General features: G+C 40.4%; 17 protein-coding genes. 3 read left to right on the top strand and 14 right to left on the bottom strand.

The genetic code is table 11. The annotated features are described in order from the left end of the window. Window positions 1-56 precede the first annotated feature (56 nt). Window positions 57-2,261: a S8 family serine peptidase gene (locus U735_RS0123925; RefSeq protein WP_034248723.1), complete on the top strand. Its 2,205-nt coding sequence runs from the start codon at window positions 57-59 to the stop codon at window positions 2,259-2,261. 26 nt (window positions 2,262-2,287) lie between these two features. Here the strand turns inward: U735_RS0123925 and U735_RS0123930 are convergent, their stop codons facing one another. The 14 genes from U735_RS0123930 to hemA form a co-directional block, all read right to left on the bottom strand. Then, the gene (locus U735_RS0123930) at window positions 2,288-3,001 is read right to left on the bottom strand and encodes a 3'-5' exonuclease (protein ID WP_031446238.1); all 714 of its coding nucleotides are present in this window, start codon (window positions 2,999-3,001) and stop codon (window positions 2,288-2,290) included. A gap of 306 nt (window positions 3,002-3,307) precedes the next feature. After that, entirely contained in the window at window positions 3,308-3,781 is a 474-nt protein-coding gene (locus U735_RS0123935) for a methylated-DNA--[protein]-cysteine S-methyltransferase (protein WP_031446239.1), read from the bottom strand. Next, window positions 3,781-4,902 (bottom strand): CNNM domain-containing protein, encoded by a 1,122-nt coding sequence (locus U735_RS0123940; RefSeq protein ID WP_031446240.1) that lies wholly within the window; start codon window positions 4,900-4,902, stop codon window positions 3,781-3,783. The genes U735_RS0123935 and U735_RS0123940 overlap by 1 nt, the downstream gene beginning before the upstream one ends. A gap of 48 nt (window positions 4,903-4,950) precedes the next feature. Beyond that, a complete protein-coding gene (locus U735_RS0123945; protein ID WP_034248904.1) occupies window positions 4,951-6,267 on the bottom strand; it encodes a serine hydrolase domain-containing protein in 1,317 nt (438 codons plus the stop codon). A gap of 10 nt (window positions 6,268-6,277) precedes the next feature. Further along, on the bottom strand, window positions 6,278-6,790 hold the full coding sequence (locus tag U735_RS0123950) for a DinB family protein (protein ID WP_031446242.1): 513 nt from the start codon (window positions 6,788-6,790) through the stop codon (window positions 6,278-6,280). A 72-nt stretch (window positions 6,791-6,862) separates the two neighbouring features. Next, complete coding sequence (hemB, locus tag U735_RS0123955; protein WP_031446243.1) at window positions 6,863-7,837, bottom strand: porphobilinogen synthase; 975 nt, start codon at window positions 7,835-7,837, stop codon at window positions 6,863-6,865. Between the two features lie 75 nt (window positions 7,838-7,912). Continuing rightward, the gene (locus tag U735_RS0123960) at window positions 7,913-8,299 is read right to left on the bottom strand and encodes a YchJ family protein (protein WP_031446244.1); all 387 of its coding nucleotides are present in this window, start codon (window positions 8,297-8,299) and stop codon (window positions 7,913-7,915) included. 52 nt (window positions 8,300-8,351) lie between these two features. Then, window positions 8,352-8,519 (bottom strand): hypothetical protein, encoded by a 168-nt coding sequence (locus U735_RS25840; protein WP_180994006.1) that lies wholly within the window; start codon window positions 8,517-8,519, stop codon window positions 8,352-8,354. Window positions 8,520-8,538: 19 nt separating this feature from the next. Then, window positions 8,539-9,441, bottom strand: a complete 903-nt coding sequence (gene hemF / locus U735_RS0123970) for an oxygen-dependent coproporphyrinogen oxidase (protein WP_031446245.1) — start codon at window positions 9,439-9,441, stop codon at window positions 8,539-8,541. Between the two features lie 252 nt (window positions 9,442-9,693). Further along, on the bottom strand, window positions 9,694-10,443 hold the full coding sequence (locus U735_RS0123975) for an EI24 domain-containing protein (protein WP_031446246.1): 750 nt from the start codon (window positions 10,441-10,443) through the stop codon (window positions 9,694-9,696). 174 nt (window positions 10,444-10,617) lie between these two features. Further along, on the bottom strand, window positions 10,618-11,649 hold the full coding sequence (gene hemE, locus U735_RS0123980) for a uroporphyrinogen decarboxylase (protein ID WP_031446247.1): 1,032 nt from the start codon (window positions 11,647-11,649) through the stop codon (window positions 10,618-10,620). An 85-nt stretch (window positions 11,650-11,734) separates the two neighbouring features. Next, a complete protein-coding gene (locus U735_RS0123985) occupies window positions 11,735-12,412 on the bottom strand; it encodes a uroporphyrinogen-III synthase (RefSeq protein ID WP_031446248.1) in 678 nt (225 codons plus the stop codon). A 30-nt stretch (window positions 12,413-12,442) separates the two neighbouring features. Further along, entirely contained in the window at window positions 12,443-13,354 is a 912-nt protein-coding gene (hemC, locus tag U735_RS0123990; protein ID WP_031446249.1) for a hydroxymethylbilane synthase, read from the bottom strand. Beyond that, complete coding sequence (gene hemA / locus U735_RS0123995; RefSeq protein WP_031446250.1) at window positions 13,351-14,607, bottom strand: glutamyl-tRNA reductase; 1,257 nt, start codon at window positions 14,605-14,607, stop codon at window positions 13,351-13,353. Before hemA ends, hemC begins: the two co-directional genes overlap by 4 nt. A gap of 204 nt (window positions 14,608-14,811) precedes the next feature. Here hemA and U735_RS0124000 point away from each other — a divergent pair, with 204 nt between their 5' ends. Continuing rightward, complete coding sequence (locus U735_RS0124000) at window positions 14,812-15,702, top strand: helix-turn-helix domain-containing protein (protein WP_031446251.1); 891 nt, start codon at window positions 14,812-14,814, stop codon at window positions 15,700-15,702. 201 nt (window positions 15,703-15,903) lie between these two features. Continuing rightward, window positions 15,904-16,713, top strand: a complete 810-nt coding sequence (locus tag U735_RS0124005) for a ThuA domain-containing protein (RefSeq protein ID WP_034248725.1) — start codon at window positions 15,904-15,906, stop codon at window positions 16,711-16,713. The last annotated feature ends 122 nt before the right edge of the window (window positions 16,714-16,835 follow it).

Raw genomic sequence — 16,835 nt, forward strand, 5'->3', positions numbered from 1 at the left:
ATATTATTTGCTTGATATAGTATATTTGTAGTCCAAATCTTACTATAAACTTTATCATGGCTTACGCAAACCCTACTTTGTTAAAGATTAGCAAGTGTTTACTTCCAGTAGCTTTTTGCCTTACTGCCTATAGCTCGTTTGCACAAACCGAAAAACAAATCCATATTATTAAGGATAAGTACCGAAGTTCAAAATTAGGTGTATTTACCAATGACCTTAAAAAGAACTTTGAGAAGGATAACAATAGCTTGTTACAGGCTGCTAAGACAAACGGCTGGAAATTAACGGAAAGATTGGCAGACGGAAATTTTAGCGAACTTACTGCTATTGGCGATGATGGAACCCCTCTATATTACAGTACTTTCAGTACAACCATAAATACCGCTACCAGGGCCAACGCCCTACATGATAATGGTTTATTGGATTTAGGCATTAACGGAGAGAACATGATGGTTGGTATCTGGGACGGGGGAGCTGTCTTAACTAACCACAAAGAATTTGGCAATAGGGTACAGACTTTGGATGAGAGTGAAGTTGTGGATTCTCATGCCACCAGGGTTGCGGGTATTTTGGTTGCCGAAGGATTGGATACAAAATCGAAAGGGGTGGCCTACAGGGCAAAGGCTGTTTCCAACGACTGGAGAAGGGATAAAATTGAAGTTGCGGAAATGGCAGCCAATGGCATGTTGTTATCCAACCATTCTTACGGAATTATGTCCGACCGTGTGCCGGATTGGTATTTTGGATCCTATATCCAAGTTTCTAGGGATTGGGACAAAATTATGTACAATGCTCCATATTATTTAATGGTTACCGCTGCAGGGAATTCCCAAAAAAGCAAGGACAATGAGGCTCCTATTTTTGGTTCGGCTTCCAACGGTTTTGATCTGATGTTGGGATTTGCAACCTCCAAAAATGGCGTTACTGTTGCTGCGGCAGATATTGAAACCAACGATCAAGGGCAATTGTTAAGGGCTTCGGTAACTTCATATTCCAGTTTTGGACCTGTTGATGATGGTCGTATTAAGCCGGACATTGCGGCTTATGGTACCAATATTTATACTACCGGTATTGCAAATGACACCAAGTATGAGACCGCCAACGGAACATCGGTAGCTGCGCCGGGTGTAACCGGATCTATGTTGTTGATCCAAGAATATCAAGAACAAATGGAAGGTAGTTTTATGAGGGCTGCCACTTTAAAAGGATTGGTACTGCATACTGCAGACGATGTTGATGCTCCAGGTCCCGATTACAAAATGGGTTGGGGGGTTATTAATTCAAAGTCGGCCGTAGAGGCAATAGCCAACAAAGGGTTCTCCTCTATAATTTCGGAAGAAACACTTACCGAAGGTGAAACCAAAACTTATAAGGTTGTAGCAAATGGAACAGAACCATTATCAGCCTCCATTTCTTGGACAGACCCTGCTACAGGAGCAGTAAATTCGGGAACATTAAACGATATGTCAGCAGCCTTGATCAACGATTTGGATATTCGTATCATCAAGGATGGCAAAACCTTTCTGCCTTGGAAACTTAATGCAGCCAAGGCGGATGCTCCAGCTGTTAACGCAGACAACAGAGTGGATCCATTTGAAAAAATAGACATCCAGAATGCCAAGGGAGATTATACAATTACAGTAACCCATAAAAACACTCTTAACCAAGGGCCACAGAATTTTTCCATCATTGTTACAGGGATTGCCCTTACCGACTGTGTTTTAGTTACGCCTGAAGATGTTGAACTTACTACTTCTGATGAAACTGGGATAACGCTGAACTGGACGGCCAATACAGAAGCACTTTTTCAAATTGAATACAAAAAGAAAGGTAGTAGCGATTGGAATGTGGAAACAACCTTCGATAACTTTATTACCCTAAATAATTTAGTAGAGGGAACGGATTATAGTCTTAGGCTTAAGACATTTTGTTCCGAAAATATTAGTTCGGAATATAGTGAGGAATACGAATTCACCTTTAAAGGCTCCGAAACCAAACTTTTGGATTATATGGAATATGAAACCTTGACTTTGGAAGTACAGTTTTCCATTTTTCCCAATCCGGTGCAGACTTCAATGACCATTAATGGAGATGTTTCCGAAGATGCCATGTATAAAATAGTTTCCCTTAACGGGATTGTGGTAAAATCTGGGAAGGCAGAGCAAAAGCAGATTTATATTGCCGATCTAACGACCGGCCTATACGTGCTTACCTTAGCTGATCTGGAAGGATCAAAATCGATTAAGTTCTATAAGTCTTAATCTGGAAAGTATCAATTGTAAATACGCTAAATTCTTTTAATTTCACTTTCATCCAATAATTCATCATTCCGCAAGCGCAAAAATACCTGTGCTGTAGTGATCACGTCCAGTTCGCAATATTTTACAATGCGATCCAGGTCCTTGTCTTCATAGTAAACGGTTTTTACCATGCTGCCGTCTATATCCTCTTTTGGAGAGGGAATACCTAGGATATTGGCCATTAGCTTAAGGGAGGTATAATGCTTGTAGTCTCCAAATTTCCAAAGCTCCATAGTGTCCAAATGGGCAATTTCCCACGGCTTTTTTCCAAAAAGATCCAACTTGTTGGGCAGATCTACCTTGTTGATGATCATGCGCCTCGCGATGTATGGAAAATCGAATTCTTTGCCATTGTGTCCACACAACAGGTGATGGGGGCGATTAAAATGGGTGTCCAATAAATTTTTGAAATCTTTGAGGATTTTAGGCTCTTCTCCATAAAACGAAGTTACCCTAAACGTCCGATTGGTTCCTTTATAATTAAAATAGCCAACGGAAATAGTAATGATCTTTCCAAATTCTGCCCAAATTCCGGCCCGGTCATAGTATTCCTCGGCCGTAAATTCGTCTTTTCGCTGGTAGTGCGACTTATGTTCCCAAAGTTCTTTTTTGGTGTCGTCCAGCTTATTAAAATTCTCTTCTTCAGGAACCGTTTCAATGTCCAAAAAGAGTATATGTTCCAAGTTAATTTTATGTAACATCCAATGTTTCTTATGACCTAAATGGCTTGATTAAAATTTTGACAAAAGAAGGGGGAATTATAAATATACAAACAAATTTAGAACTGTGGTGAAGTGGATTTTAAGTGTTGTTTAGCGTCAATCTGTGGTATGGGGGTTTGGATATACGGTAATGCAGGAACCGACCACTTGGTTGGTATGCAACTCTAAATTTCCAATGCGGATTGGGGGTATTCCCATAAAGAACACGGTTTTATCGATGTAAGACAGCATAATCTGGAAATATGCCTACATGGGATGAACTACAAACCGTAGGGTCTCTAAAAATTAAAATAGTGTTTGCTGTTTTACAGGGCTTTCATGTTCCAAAAGCCATTTTTTACGGTGTAGTCCACCTGCATAGCCCGTTAAGGAACCATCACTGCCAATGACCCTATGGCAAGGCACAACGATCCATAAAGGATTTTGGCCATTTGCCGAAGCCACGGCCCTAATAGCTTTGGCATCGCCCAAGGTTTTGGACAGCTCCAGATAGGAAACTGTTTTGCCAAATGGAATATGCTGTAGGGCTTGCCAAACCCTTTTTTGAAAATCTGTTCCTTCGGGGTTGAGCGTTAAGCTGAATTCCTTTCGCGTACCTTCAAAATATTCCCGTAACTGATATACTGCATCTTCGAGTAGTTCCGGAACAATATCCGATACTTTTTCCTCACTATCGAACACGGTGATAGAGGTTAATCCGTTTTCATCGCCTTCAATTTTTGCGATTCCCAAAGGCGTATGTATAAATACAGTCTCCATTATTCCTTTTCTCTCTTTCCTGGAATAATTCCCAAGCGTTTTGCCCTTTCGTTCCAATTTTTCCGCGCCAGGTGCTGTAGGTTTTCCACATTATCGCTTTCATCCATGATTTCCAGACCCAATAATGTCTCCAAAATGTCTTCCATGGTTACAACCCCACTAACGGAACCGTATTCATCAACAACTAGGGCAATATGCTCCCTTTTGGAAATAAAGGTTTCAAATAACTCAGGAATTGGAGTTTGTCTGTTGCTTACCAATATCTCCCTCTTTATACTCGATAATGGTGCGCTGCCATTCTTTTTTATTATTTCCTCCAAGATCATGTCCTTTAGGACGAATCCAGTTATATTATCCATTTTTTTATTGAATACGGGAATTCTAGAAAATGGCATTTTGGGGTTTGCATTATAAAATTCCTTAATGGTGGCAGATTCCGAGGCAATTTTTACCACCGCCCTTGGGGTCATGATGTCCTTTACCTTAATTTCGTTAAAGTGTAGGAGATTTCTAATTATGGTGGATTCCGATTCTTGAAATACACCTTCCTCGTGGGCAATATCGGTCATGGCGCTAAAATCTTCCCGGCTAAATACACTTCCATGTACCCCTTTTTTTCCGACCAGTCTGGTGAAAAGCTGCAATATCCAAAGAATTCCGGTCCAGCGGAGGGCCCACACCATTATTTTTAGGGCAGTTGTAGAGGCGTGTGCCAATTGTTTCCAATAGGTAGCACCTATGGTCTTGGGGATTATTTCTGAGGCCACCAAGATTAAAATGGTCATGATGGTAGAAACCAATCCTACCATAGCGGCTTCTGAAAACTGCATTCCAAGAAGCGTATTTTCGGTATTGCCATATAGTTCAGAATATGCAATTTTAGCTTGTACCCCTACCAAAATTGCACCAACGGTATGGGCTATGGTATTTAAGGTAAGAATGGCAATAAGGGGCTTGTCCACATCTTTTTTTAATGCTTCCAGTTCCTGGGCAAAAGATTTGCCTTCCTTTTTCTTTAGATTGATAAAGGTTTGTGGAACACTCAATAGCACCGCTTCCAAAATTGAGCATAGAAAAGATACGAGGATGGATATGAGTGCATAAAATATAAGTAACCCCATAAAAAAGTATAAAATACTAAGGTACTAATTAAAATAGAATTTCTTAACTCAATCGATAATGGCGTCGTAAAATACTTGCTGTACCGCGGAGCGGATATTGTATTTATAAATATTGGCATGTGCCCTGCTGGGGTATACCCGGTTGGACAGAAATATGTAAACCAATTGAGTTTTGGGATCTGCCCAAACAAAGGTTCCTGTAAACCCGCTATGTCCAAAACTGTCCGGACTGGCACTTGGTGCAGGATAGGAATCGGCCAGAGTGAGCTCATGGTTGTTTAGATCGGGCTTGTCGAATATTAGACCTCTTCTGTTTTCGTTTTCCGGATATTGTACTTTAGTAAATTCCTTCACCGTGGCTTCGGACAAATACCGTTTACCGTCGTAACTGCCATATTTCATGTACATCTGCATTATTTTCGCCAAATCTGTTGCCGATGCAAATAGTCCAGCGTTTCCAGAAACCCCTCCCAATAGGGCAGCGTTTTCATCATGAACCCAATCCTTAGTAAGTTCATGTCTAAATAAAGTGTCTATTTCCGTGGGGACTATATTATTTTGATAGTTTTTGGTTTTGGGATTGAATCCCATTGTAGTTGCCCCTATAGGAGCATAAAAGTCTTGGGTTACATAGGTTTCGTAATCCGTATTGGTAAATTTTGAAATGATTTCCGGATATAGCAAAAACGTAAGTCCGGAATATTTGTATTTTTTAATGTCGGATACTTTGGAGCTGTTGATCTTTCGGTATATTTTGTTCCTAAACCGATCCTTGATATAAATATTATCATAGGCTTTGGTATTAAATCGACGACTAGGTTCGTGACGTACAAAACGATTTTTTACGGAACCATTTTTCTTCATCACCTCTTGAAGGAAAATTATGTAAGGTACCAATCCCGCCTGATGCGCAAAAACTTCCCTTATGGTCAGCTTCTTTTTATCCTTTCTATTTTTCCATTTAGGCCATAAGGTGCTAAATGGCGCATCCAGATCCAGCTTTCCTTCATCATGTAGTTTCATCAAGGCTGGTAGCGGCCCCATTATCTTGGTTACGGATGCCAGGTCATAGATATCCGTTAGGCTAACGGGCTGCACACTGTCATAGGTATGAAATCCATAGGCCTTATGAAAAATGATCTTGCTATTTTTGGCTACCAAGACCTGTGCTCCTGGGAAGGCTTCCTCTTTAATGGCAAAGGTCATTATGGAATCTACCTTGGAGTGGATGAACAATGAATCCATGCCTACAGCGGAGGGATTTTCATAGCTAAGTGCCTCAGGATTGGGTGATTGTGCGGATAAAAGTTGTGTATTAAAAATTATACTTAACAGTATAATAGCGGTATAATTACGTTTTTTCATAGCGAATCGGTTACCAACCCACATATTTTGGGGGTTCAATATTATTGAGATTTAAATATACAATTAATTGTCCCCGATGGTGGGTCACATGGTCCTGTAACAGATTTAAAATCTGTAATTTGGTTTTTTCACCTGCAAAAAATTCAACCTTTTCCGAAAGTACATCGGCAGAAGTGTTTTTCAAAATAGCGCTAACCCCATCAAATCCATCAACCAATAATTTTATGGTTTCTCTTTTTGTTAATGGGGAATTGTTGCCACTGCCCGTCTCGCTTAATTGCCTGCCAAAATAGGTGCTGCTTAACCAATCCATATTGCTTTTTATGTGTAGCAATTGATCTTGAAAATCTTTTTGTCTTTCAGTGGGTTTAAAATCATATTTCTCTTGCGGCATGGCCTCCGCAATGGCAACCAAATAGGATTTGGAATTCTCCCATTTTTCCAAAAAGGCGGGAATAACTATGTCTTGGGACTGTAAAGGGGTCATAAAAAGAACGATAAGTATAAAAAGAAAATCTTTCATATGGCAATGACATAAATTAAGCGCTAAAATAGCATTTGGCAAGGCTTTAGGTGAAATGTTGTGGACCCTGTTTTATCCCAATACACGGACTACATCCTTGGCAAAGTAACTGGCAATAATATTGGCTCCGGCCCTTTTAATGGCCGTCAGCTGCTCCATCATTACCGCATCGTGATCCAGCCAACCTTTTTCGGCTGCGGCCTTTACCATGGCATATTCACCTGATACCTGGTATACCGCTACAGGAACATCCACCTCATTTTTTATTTCCCTTACAATATCCAAATAGCAAAGGCCGGGCTTTACCATAACGATATCTGCACCCTCATCAATATCCATTTCAGTTTCCTTAATAGCTTCAAACCTATTGGCATAATCCATTTGATAGGTCTTTTTATCCCCAAAACCTGGAGCCGAGTCCAAGGCATCCCTGAAGGGACCGTAGAAAGCACTGGCATATTTTGCGCTGTAGCTCATGATACCCGTATCTATAAACCCTTCGTCTTCCAAGGCCTCCCTTATACTTAGAATTCTACCGTCCATCATATCGCTGGGCGCTACAAAATCGGCCCCGGCTTCCGCATGGCTCACGCTCATACTGGCCAAAACCTCCACGGTATCGTCATTTACGATCTGTCCGTCCTCTACAATTCCATCATGGCCATAGGAGGAATAAGGGTCCAAGGCCACGTCGGTCATAACCAACATGTCTGGACAGGTATTTTTAACTGTTTTAATGGCCCTTTGCATTAGGCCCTTGGGATTTACTGCTTCCTTGCCCTTATTGTCCTTTAAATGGTCCGGGACCTTAACAAAGAGTAGCACAGATTTAAGGCCCATGGCCCAAAGTTCTTTTACTTCCTTTTCCAAGAGATCCAAGCTATATCGGTAATAATTGGGCATGGATGCAATTTCTTCCTTGACCCCTTTACCTTCAACAACAAAAAGTGGCACTAAAAAGTCGTTCGGCGAGATAATGGTTTCACGGACCAGAGATCTAATGGCCTCATTGGAGCGTAGTCTTCTATTTCTTCTAAGTGGGTACATTTTATGATTATTTTGAAATTCAAAGATAAAGGAACAAGTCCTAAATTTTATAAATTGAATTGGTTAATCCTGTTATTATTTCGCTAGGCCCAAATACATCCAAAGGCCTTTTTCCTTTACGAATTCCGACTTTTCATGAATGACATCCACCTTGCCATTTTCAAAAAAATATGCGTTAAAGGTAACAGTGCCATTTTGGTCGTTTATTTCTCCCTTTTCCCTGTCCAAAACTTCCAACCTGATCCAACTGACAGATTTGGCCCAAGCTTCAATAGCTTTCTTTTCCTTAACAGGCCTGGTAGAGCTGTGGTGACTATCCATCAAGTAATTACCATTGCCCAATACAAAGGCGGAATACCGGGAACGCATCAACTGTTCTGCAGTGGTTGCGGTTGAAATGTCTTTATGTGCCTTACCGCAGCAATCGGCATAGGGCTTATGGGATCCACAGGGGCAATTCATGTTTTTTCTTTAATAAATTATTTTTGGTCTAAGACGTTGGTATTAAAATTAGCTACTTCTTTTCCTCGTTCTTTTTTTGTTCCCGATGATTGGCCATAATGGTCTTTAGTCGCTCTTTCTGGGTTTCCTTCTCTTTTTTGAGTTTGTTCTTTTTTCGGTTGAGGAGTTTGGTGTGTTTTGCCTTGTTGACCGTATTTTTTTCCTTGCCTTTTTTGCCCATAGTACTTTGTTTAGCTATGTTATACCCAGTCTTTGGGCTTTTCCAATACCTTTAGCAAACGCTCTTCTTCACTTCCCTTATCCGGATGATGGTCATAAACCCACTGAACATGTGGAGGTAGGCTCATAAGGATACTTTCTATTCTGCCATTGGTCTTAAGCCCGAACAAGGTTCCCTTGTCATGAACCAAGTTAAACTCTACATAACGTCCACGACGGATTTCCTGCCAATCCCTTTGTTCTTTGGAGTAGGGCAAGTCCTTTCTTTTCTTAACGATTGGCACATAGGCTTCCAAGAAGCTATTGCCCACTTCCGTTTCAAAATTATACCAATCTTCCATACTCATCTTATCGGTGGCTTTGCAATAGTCGTAAAATAGGCCACCGACACCCCGAGCCTCATTCCTATGGGTGTTCCAGAAATAATCGTCGCACTTTGTCTTATAGGTATTATAAAAATCTGGATTATGTTTGTCACATGCATCCTTGCAAACCTTATGAAAATGGCTGGCATCCTCATCAAACAGGTAGTAAGGGGTAAGATCTTGTCCGCCACCAAACCACTGGTCCACCAATTGACCTTGCTTATCGTACATTTCAAAATAGCGCCAATTGGCATGTACGGTTGGCACCATTGGATTTTTTGGGTGAATAACAAGGCTTAGGCCACAGGCAAAAAAATCGGCATCCTGTACCCCAAAATAGTTTTGCATGCTTTTTGGCAGGGCGCCATGAACGGCAGAGATGTTTACACCGCCTTTTTCAAAAACAGCACCATTTTCTATAACCCTGGATCGTCCACCTCCCCCTTCTGGTCTTTCCCAAAGGTCTTCTTTGAATTTGGCTAGACCATCCACCGCTTCCAATTTTGCTGTTATTGTATCTTGCAGTTGTTGAATGTATGCGTAAAATTTATCTTTCATATTTTTGCTTTTCTTTTTTTTAAACCTTGCAGGTCTTGCCTCCTCTCAACCTGGCGGGTCATGTGCTTCGTCCTGTTGATTGCCTAACCTGCAAGGTCTTGGCGACCTTGTAGGTTTTGTTCCTTTGCTATCTACCGATCATCATTTTCTCCGTTTCATGTTTTTAGACCAACAAGGTTTTTAAAACCTTGCAGGTCTTGCCTCCTCTCAACCTGGCGCGTCCTGGGTTTTGGAAACCTTGCAGGTCTCGTATCAGCCAATTTCTCTTTCCAATTTCAAAAGTTCTACCGTCTTAACAGTGGCAGCCGTTACGGATAAAGGCAGAACCAAGATTACCCCGATTACGGGGATAAAGAGAAAGAGCATAAATACAATGCCATTGCCAATGGCAACACCTTTGTTTCTGCTGACAAAGTTTATACTTTCACTATACTTAAAATGTCGCTCCAAAGTATAATCCATATTGCCAAATCCTGCATAAAACCCTTGAACCAGAAATAGTAGAATCGTTGATGCCAATCCTATTACTGGAATTAGACCGATCAATAATATAGGAATGGTCAACAGGATTTCCATACCTAAATTTCTTAGGTTGATACGGATTCCGCGCCAGAGCTGTTCCATAAAATTGGTGTCTCTATGGTTTTGCGCAAGGTTTCCCAATAAATGGGCTTCTATTGTTTCGGATACCGGGCTCATAAAAGGTGCAGATAGGGCTAAAACAATGTGTTTGTAAAGGATGAAGCCCAATACAATTATTAGAATTCCGCCGAAAACACTGCTAATTCCACTTACAGTGTGTTTTCCCCAATCCCATACCCACCATTGTGAAAGAAATCCGCCAATATCATCGGATAAGGCATAGGCCGATGAAAAAATGAGGATTGCTGTTGCCAAACTAATGAAGATGGGAGCCCAAAAATACTTCCATAGTCCCAATTGGGAGATAATCTTCAAAGTGCCCGAATAGGCTTTTATACCACTAAGTATATTTTTAATCATACTTTTGGTTTTGCGTAAGCGATTGCAGTGATATCCTTTTATTTTTTGGAATATTTTGAGATCCCCAGTTTAGAGCCCTTAATAAACAATACAACCGTTCCATAAAAATAAAAGATATAACGGAAAGCGCGACCCTTTTTGCCCTGAAAAGGGGAAGAAAGGGATACGCCCCTATTATTTTTGACCGTACTCTTTTACCGCATCTATAAAGGCCTTGGCATTGTCCAAGGGTACATTGGGCAAGATTCCATGTCCAAGATTCACCACATATTTATCCTTTCCAAATTCATTGATCATTTGAGTGACCATTTTTTTGATGACTGCTGGGGGCGAAAGCAATCTGGCAGGATCAAAATTACCTTGCAGGGTAATATTACCACCGGAAAGGTAGCGGGCATTTCTTGCGGAACAGGTCCAGTCCACACCAAGGGCAGCGGCACCAGATTTGGCCATATCGCCCAACGCGAACCAGCATCCCTTTCCAAAAACAATTACTGGAGCCTCGTCTTTAAGGGCATCTATAATCTGTTGTATATATTGAAATGAAAATTCTTGGTAATCTACTGGGGATAACATGCCTCCCCAAGAATCGAAAACCTGCACGGCATTTACGCCTGCTTTTACCTTTGCCTTTAGATAGGCGATGGTAGTATCTGTGATTTTTTGAAGTAGCTGATGAGCGGCCACTGGATTGGTAAAACAAAACTCCTTGGCCTTATCAAAGGTCTTGCTCCCCTGTCCTTGAACTACATAGCAAAGGATGGTCCATGGGGAACCGGCGAAACCGATCAAGGGGATGTCGTTGTTCAACAGCTCTTTGGTTGCCTTAATGGCCTGCATAACATAATCCAGTTCCACGTTTACGTCCGGGACTATAACTTCATCTACTCCTTTTTGATCATGTACGGGCTTCGGCAGATATGGTCCAAAATTGGGCTTCATTTGTACCTCTATATTCATGGCCTGGGGAATTACCAGAATATCGCTGAACAAAATAGCGGCGTCCATGCCGTATCTGCGTATGGGCTGAACCGTAATTTCACTGGCCAGTTCAGGGGTCCTACAACGGGTAAAGAAGTCGTATTTCTCCCGTATGGCCATAAATTCAGGCAAATATCTTCCTGCTTGGCGCATCATCCAAACTGGAGGGCGCTCTACGGTTTCTCCTTTTAATGCTCTTAAGAATAAATCGTTTTTTAAACTCATAATTTATAGCTGTAATTATTGCCTAATTAATTTAACGTATTCCCTTTGATTGATTCAACAAGGTTCTCCGTTAAATAGGCTATATTTAATTTATGTTAGTCCTACTGTATTCTACGGTCTTTTCCAAGACACTTTCTATCGTTGGTTTTTGGGCAATGATAATCCTTTTGACGTGCTTTTGAGCTTCAAAGGCAGTGGTGGTGCCAATGCAAAAAGCAACGCTATTTTTTATATTATTCTTGGCCGTATAGCTTTCTATACCACTAGGGCTAAAAAAAAGTATACCATCAAAATCGGTGCTAAAGGTAATGGGATTTGGATTATTTTGGTATACTATCTGTTCCTTAAATGTTACTTTATGTTTTGTTAGCAAGGAGGGAATTTCATTCCGTCGTTTGTCACCGCACAAGAATAAAAAAGATTCATTTGGATACTGATTTACTAAAATTTTTGCCAGTTCTGCTCCATAATTGGTCATTTTCAGGACATTTATGTCATTTTTTTCCAAAACCGACTTTGTTTTTTCGCCTACGCAAAATGCTGAATAATTAGCTTTTTTGACGTTTTGCGCGCCCATTGTTTGTAAAAAGGCCTTAACGGTATTCTGACTTGTGAATATAATATTTTTGAAATTTGGGTCTATTGGTGTCGTTAGGTAGTCAATCGTAATAGCATCATATTCTTCAACTTTGATATCGGCATTGGTGAGGATAGATTTTTGGGAGGAGGTAAGGATTTTAGTGGATAGAATGGTCATGCTCATGGTGCTTAGGTTTCTAGTTGCCGAGCAGGGTTAGGCCAGTTCCTTTTTAATCTTCTTCATCATTTCCGTACCACCATTGTTCAATATTTCTAGGGCGCACAGTTTTCCAAAGTCGGTATAATCTTGGGATGAAATCGATTTTTTGATCGATAATTTCTGTGTCCCGTCCAAGGATAACAATATACCTTCAAAATGGAGCTTGTCCTTTTCTATGTTGGCCAAGGCGCCAATGGGTGCGGTGCAACCCCCTTCCAATACTTGCAGAAACTCCCTTTCCACATGGGTACATATATCCGTAGCAGAATGGTTCAACTTGTGGACGGCTTCTGTTGAAAACGCATCGTTTTCCATACTAACTACAACCATAGCTCCCTGAGCCGGGGCTGGAACCATCCAGTCCAAGTCTATATGGTTCTGGGGCAGTACTTCTATGCGCTCCAGACCTGCCTTGGCAAATATGGCTCCGTTCCAAGGATTGTCCTGAAGTTTTTGAAGTCGGGTGTTAACGTTTCCCCTGAGGTCTACCACCTTATGGGAAGGGTGCTTATTTAACCACTGGGCCTGTCTTCGCAAGCTTCCAGTGGCAATAGTGCCCTTGGAGTTTAAAAAATCCAAATCTTTATAGACTAGAATATCTTGGGTATTTGCCCTGGGTAGTACAGCACTTTGAACAATTCCCTTAGGTAGTCTCGTTGGTACATCTTTCATGGAATGCACCGCAATGTCAACCTTGCCATTGATCATGGCGATATCCAAAGTTTTGGTAAATATTCCGGTGATACCCAACTCGTACAAGGGCTTGTCCAAAAGCAGGTCCCCGGTAGATTTAACAGAAATTATTTGGGTCTTATAGCCAAGGGCTTCCAATTGATCCCGAACAGTATGTGCTTGCCATAGGGCCAACTGACTATCTCGGGTACCAATGCGTATTATTTTACTCATTTAGTCTCCAATTCTAGTTGAAAAACTCGTTGTATAAGCTCTAAACTGGTATCGGAATCTATTTCGGTATCTTTAAGGTGATTGGCAAACTGTTTGGTAATTTTCTGAATAATACGTTCAGAGATAATATCGGCCTGTACGGAATTGAAATCTGAAAGCTTTTTGCTTTGGAAATCCAATTCCTCATCCTTCATGGTCTTCAATTTTTTCTTAAGCGCCTTAATAACTGGAGCAAACTTTCTAGTTTCCAACCATTTTATGAATTCTTCTTTTACTTCTTCAATAATTGCTTCTGCCTGGGGCACGGATTCTTTTCTTTTCTCCAAGGTATCATCTGTCATTTGGGATAAATGATCTAGATGTATAACGGTAACATTCTCCAAATCCGTTACATTGTCTGATACATTTTTTGGTATTGAAAGGTCCAAGATCAGCAAAGGCTTCTTAGTGTAGATCAACTCTTTGGAAATGGTGGGCGATTGTGCACCGGTGGCTACGATAAGCACGTCGGTATTTCTGATTTCGGTCTGTAGGTCTCCGTAATTTTTGACTACTAGATTGAATTTGCCGGCTATTCGCTCCGCCTTGTCCTTGGTACGGTTGATAAGGGTGATGTGAGAATTTTTGGTATGCTTAATTAAATTTTCACAAGTATTTCTGCCTATTTTCCCGGTTCCGAATAACAATATGTTTTTTTCGGATATGTCAGGAATGTTATTTATGATGTATTGAACCGAAGCAAATGCTACCGAGGTGGCGCCAGAAGAAATATCGGTTTCGTTTTTTATTCTTTTACTGGCTTGAATTACGGAATTGCACAAACGTTCCAAGAATGGGTTGGCTATATCCTGCTTTTTTGAACGATTGAAGCTTTGTCGTAACTGACTAATAATTTCGAAATCGCCTAAAATTTGGCTATCCAATCCTGTACCCATCCTAAATAGATGGTTTATGGAGTCGTTATTTTTATATACATAGGCCACTTCCTGGAACTCCTCTACGGTGCCATGTGTATTATCGCACAATAATTTTATTAATTGGTAGGGATGCTGGGCAAAACCATGCAATTCGGTACGGTTACAGGTAGAAGTTACCAAGAGACCGTCCAGTCCTATCAGTTTGGCCTGCTCCAAAATTCGATCAATGGCATTGTCATCCAGGCTAAATTTACCACGCACTTCGGCATCGGCCTTTTTGTAGTTAAGGCCTATGGTATAAAATGAATTATGTTTAGAAATATGATAATCTTTCATATGTACTCTTGAGAGCGCCACAAAAATAAGTGCATCAAACTTATAAAAATAACGCTAGAGGAACAATTAATATCGTTTGTGGTTTTTTAACGCTGTTTTGGGTGTTAAAACCCTTGAAATAGTATATTTTAGCGGTGTTAAGGGAATTCTCGCCAATGGTAATTTAGAATGTTTCTAAATAGATAAATTTAATATAATGTCGATATGGAGGAAGAAAATATCGCTCAAGGGTCTTTTGAGGAAGTGTTAATTGAAGACGGGTTCTATGTGTTGAAAATTCAGAACGATGGTATTCATAACCAGACGGTTACCCGCGAAATAGACAGTTCTTTTATTCAGTTTCATTTCTGTTTAAAGGGTAGTGCCAAGTTTGTATTCAATGAAGGAAGGTATGCCTTGGAGGTCAATGAAGATAACTCACTATTATTGTACAATACCCAAGTAGATTTACCACTTAACCTTGTTTTAAATTCCAATTCCTGGATGGTCTCCATAATAATGACCATCCGTAAATTCCATTCCTTGTTTTCCAAGGAGGCCGATTATATTCCTTTTTTAAGTGCGGACAATAAGGATAAGAAATATTACTCCCAAGAGGCCGTATCCCCTGCAATCGCCGTAGTGCTGAGCCAGGTTATGAATTATAACCTGCACCCTTCCATTAAAGAACTGTATATAAAAGGAAAGGTTTATGAACTGATATCGCTCTATTTTAATAAAAGTCAGGATGCCGATGTGGAACAGTGTCCATTTTTGGTGGATGAGGACAATGTTAAGCGAATACGGAAGGCCAAGGAAATAATAATTTCTAGAATGGCCGAACCGCCTAGTCTACAGGATCTGTCGGAAGAAATAGGATTAAGTCTCAAGAAGTTGAAGGAAGGCTTTAAGCAAATATATGGCGATTCTGTGTATAGTTTTTTATTTGATTACAAAATGGAATATGCCCGTAAAATGCTGGAATCGGGCAAGCACAATGTTAATGAAGTTGGACTAAAGGTGGGATATAGTACTTCCAGCCACTTTATAGCTGCCTTCAAGAAAAAGTATAGTACCACTCCCAAAAAATACCTGATGTCCTTGGCCAATGGCTAGTTGTGTTGTTTTTTAACCAATATTTTCAGGTTTACCATTCTAGCCTATTCCATGCAGTAAAAAATTATAAATTTTTATTTCTAACAAGACGGGGTATTATTGTGAGAACTCTGGCATATTTTGGAAATAATGATAAATTTTGTGTTTTGTTACCGTAAATTTTAGATATTTAGAACTTCAAATTGATAATCTACAATTTTTATGCACTTATATAAATGTACTATTGCCTTATTTGCACTAGTAGTTATGATTGGATGCGGTAGCAGCAAAATTCAAGAAGAAGTTACCATAAACCCCAATTTACACAATGCACCGGTAAAAGTACCCGAAAAAATTATCTCCTCCAATATTTTGGCAAAGGACAGGGTATTGGTTTTTAGTAAGACCAATGGGTTTCGCCATAAGTCCATAGAAAAGGGGGTGGCCACTTTCGTAAAATTAGGGGTAGCCAATAATTTTGCAGTATCCCATACCGAGGATTCTCTTCAATTTAATCTTGAAAATCTGAAAAAGTTTAAATTGGTGGTCTTTTTAAGTACTACTATGGATGTATTGGGCAACGAACAACAATCGGCCTTTGAGAAATATATACAAGATGGTGGAAGTTTTATGGGCGTTCATGCTGCGGCAGATACGGAATATGAATGGCCATGGTACAACAAATTAGTGGGGGCCTATTTTTTGAGTCACCCCAAACAACAAACGGCCAGGATAGACGTAGTAGACCGGAACCACCCGGCAACGAAACATTTGGCAGATATCTGGACCCATTTTGATGAATGGTACAATTATAAAAATATTAATCCTGAAGTTAATGTACTCATGAAATTGGATGAAAGCTCTTATGAGGGAGGTAAGAATGGTGATAACCACCCTATTGCTTGGTACCATGAGTATGATGGCGGACGAGCTTTTTATACGGGCTTGGGACATACGGAGGAAGCTTTTGACGATCTTAATTTCCGTCAGCATTTGGTGGGCGGAATCGAATATTGCCTGAAGAGGGATTAACTCTTGGGTATATACAACAAAGTAAACCACCAATACTTTGTATTTTTAATAACCACCAACCTTTACTGTAGTCCTGCAAGGTTTTATCGACACCCAATCAACCAACGCTAAATTTATTTAGT

This window comes from Arenibacter algicola, from assembly GCF_000733925.1.
Classification (GTDB): domain Bacteria; phylum Bacteroidota; class Bacteroidia; order Flavobacteriales; family Flavobacteriaceae; genus Arenibacter; species Arenibacter algicola.

Coding starts and splice junctions, on each gene's coding strand:
- U735_RS0123925 (WP_034248723.1), top strand. CDS start 57: ATGGCTTACGCAAACCCTACTTTGTTAAAGATTAGCAAGTGTTTACTT.
- U735_RS0123930 (WP_031446238.1), bottom strand. CDS start 3,001: ATGTTACATAAAATTAACTTGGAACATATACTCTTTTTGGACATTGAA.
- U735_RS0123935 (WP_031446239.1), bottom strand. CDS start 3,781: ATGGAGACTGTATTTATACATACGCCTTTGGGAATCGCAAAAATTGAA.
- U735_RS0123940 (WP_031446240.1), bottom strand. CDS start 4,902: ATGGGGTTACTTATATTTTATGCACTCATATCCATCCTCGTATCTTTT.
- U735_RS0123945 (WP_034248904.1), bottom strand. CDS start 6,267: ATGAAAAAACGTAATTATACCGCTATTATACTGTTAAGTATAATTTTT.
- U735_RS0123950 (WP_031446242.1), bottom strand. CDS start 6,790: ATGAAAGATTTTCTTTTTATACTTATCGTTCTTTTTATGACCCCTTTA.
- hemB (WP_031446243.1), bottom strand. CDS start 7,837: ATGTACCCACTTAGAAGAAATAGAAGACTACGCTCCAATGAGGCCATT.
- U735_RS0123960 (WP_031446244.1), bottom strand. CDS start 8,299: ATGAATTGCCCCTGTGGATCCCATAAGCCCTATGCCGATTGCTGCGGT.
- U735_RS25840 (WP_180994006.1), bottom strand. CDS start 8,519: ATGGGCAAAAAAGGCAAGGAAAAAAATACGGTCAACAAGGCAAAACAC.
- hemF (WP_031446245.1), bottom strand. CDS start 9,441: ATGAAAGATAAATTTTACGCATACATTCAACAACTGCAAGATACAATA.
- U735_RS0123975 (WP_031446246.1), bottom strand. CDS start 10,443: ATGATTAAAAATATACTTAGTGGTATAAAAGCCTATTCGGGCACTTTG.
- hemE (WP_031446247.1), bottom strand. CDS start 11,649: ATGAGTTTAAAAAACGATTTATTCTTAAGAGCATTAAAAGGAGAAACC.
- U735_RS0123985 (WP_031446248.1), bottom strand. CDS start 12,412: ATGAGCATGACCATTCTATCCACTAAAATCCTTACCTCCTCCCAAAAA.
- hemC (WP_031446249.1), bottom strand. CDS start 13,354: ATGAGTAAAATAATACGCATTGGTACCCGAGATAGTCAGTTGGCCCTA.
- hemA (WP_031446250.1), bottom strand. CDS start 14,607: ATGAAAGATTATCATATTTCTAAACATAATTCATTTTATACCATAGGC.
- U735_RS0124000 (WP_031446251.1), top strand. CDS start 14,812: ATGGAGGAAGAAAATATCGCTCAAGGGTCTTTTGAGGAAGTGTTAATT.
- U735_RS0124005 (WP_034248725.1), top strand. CDS start 15,904: ATGCACTTATATAAATGTACTATTGCCTTATTTGCACTAGTAGTTATG.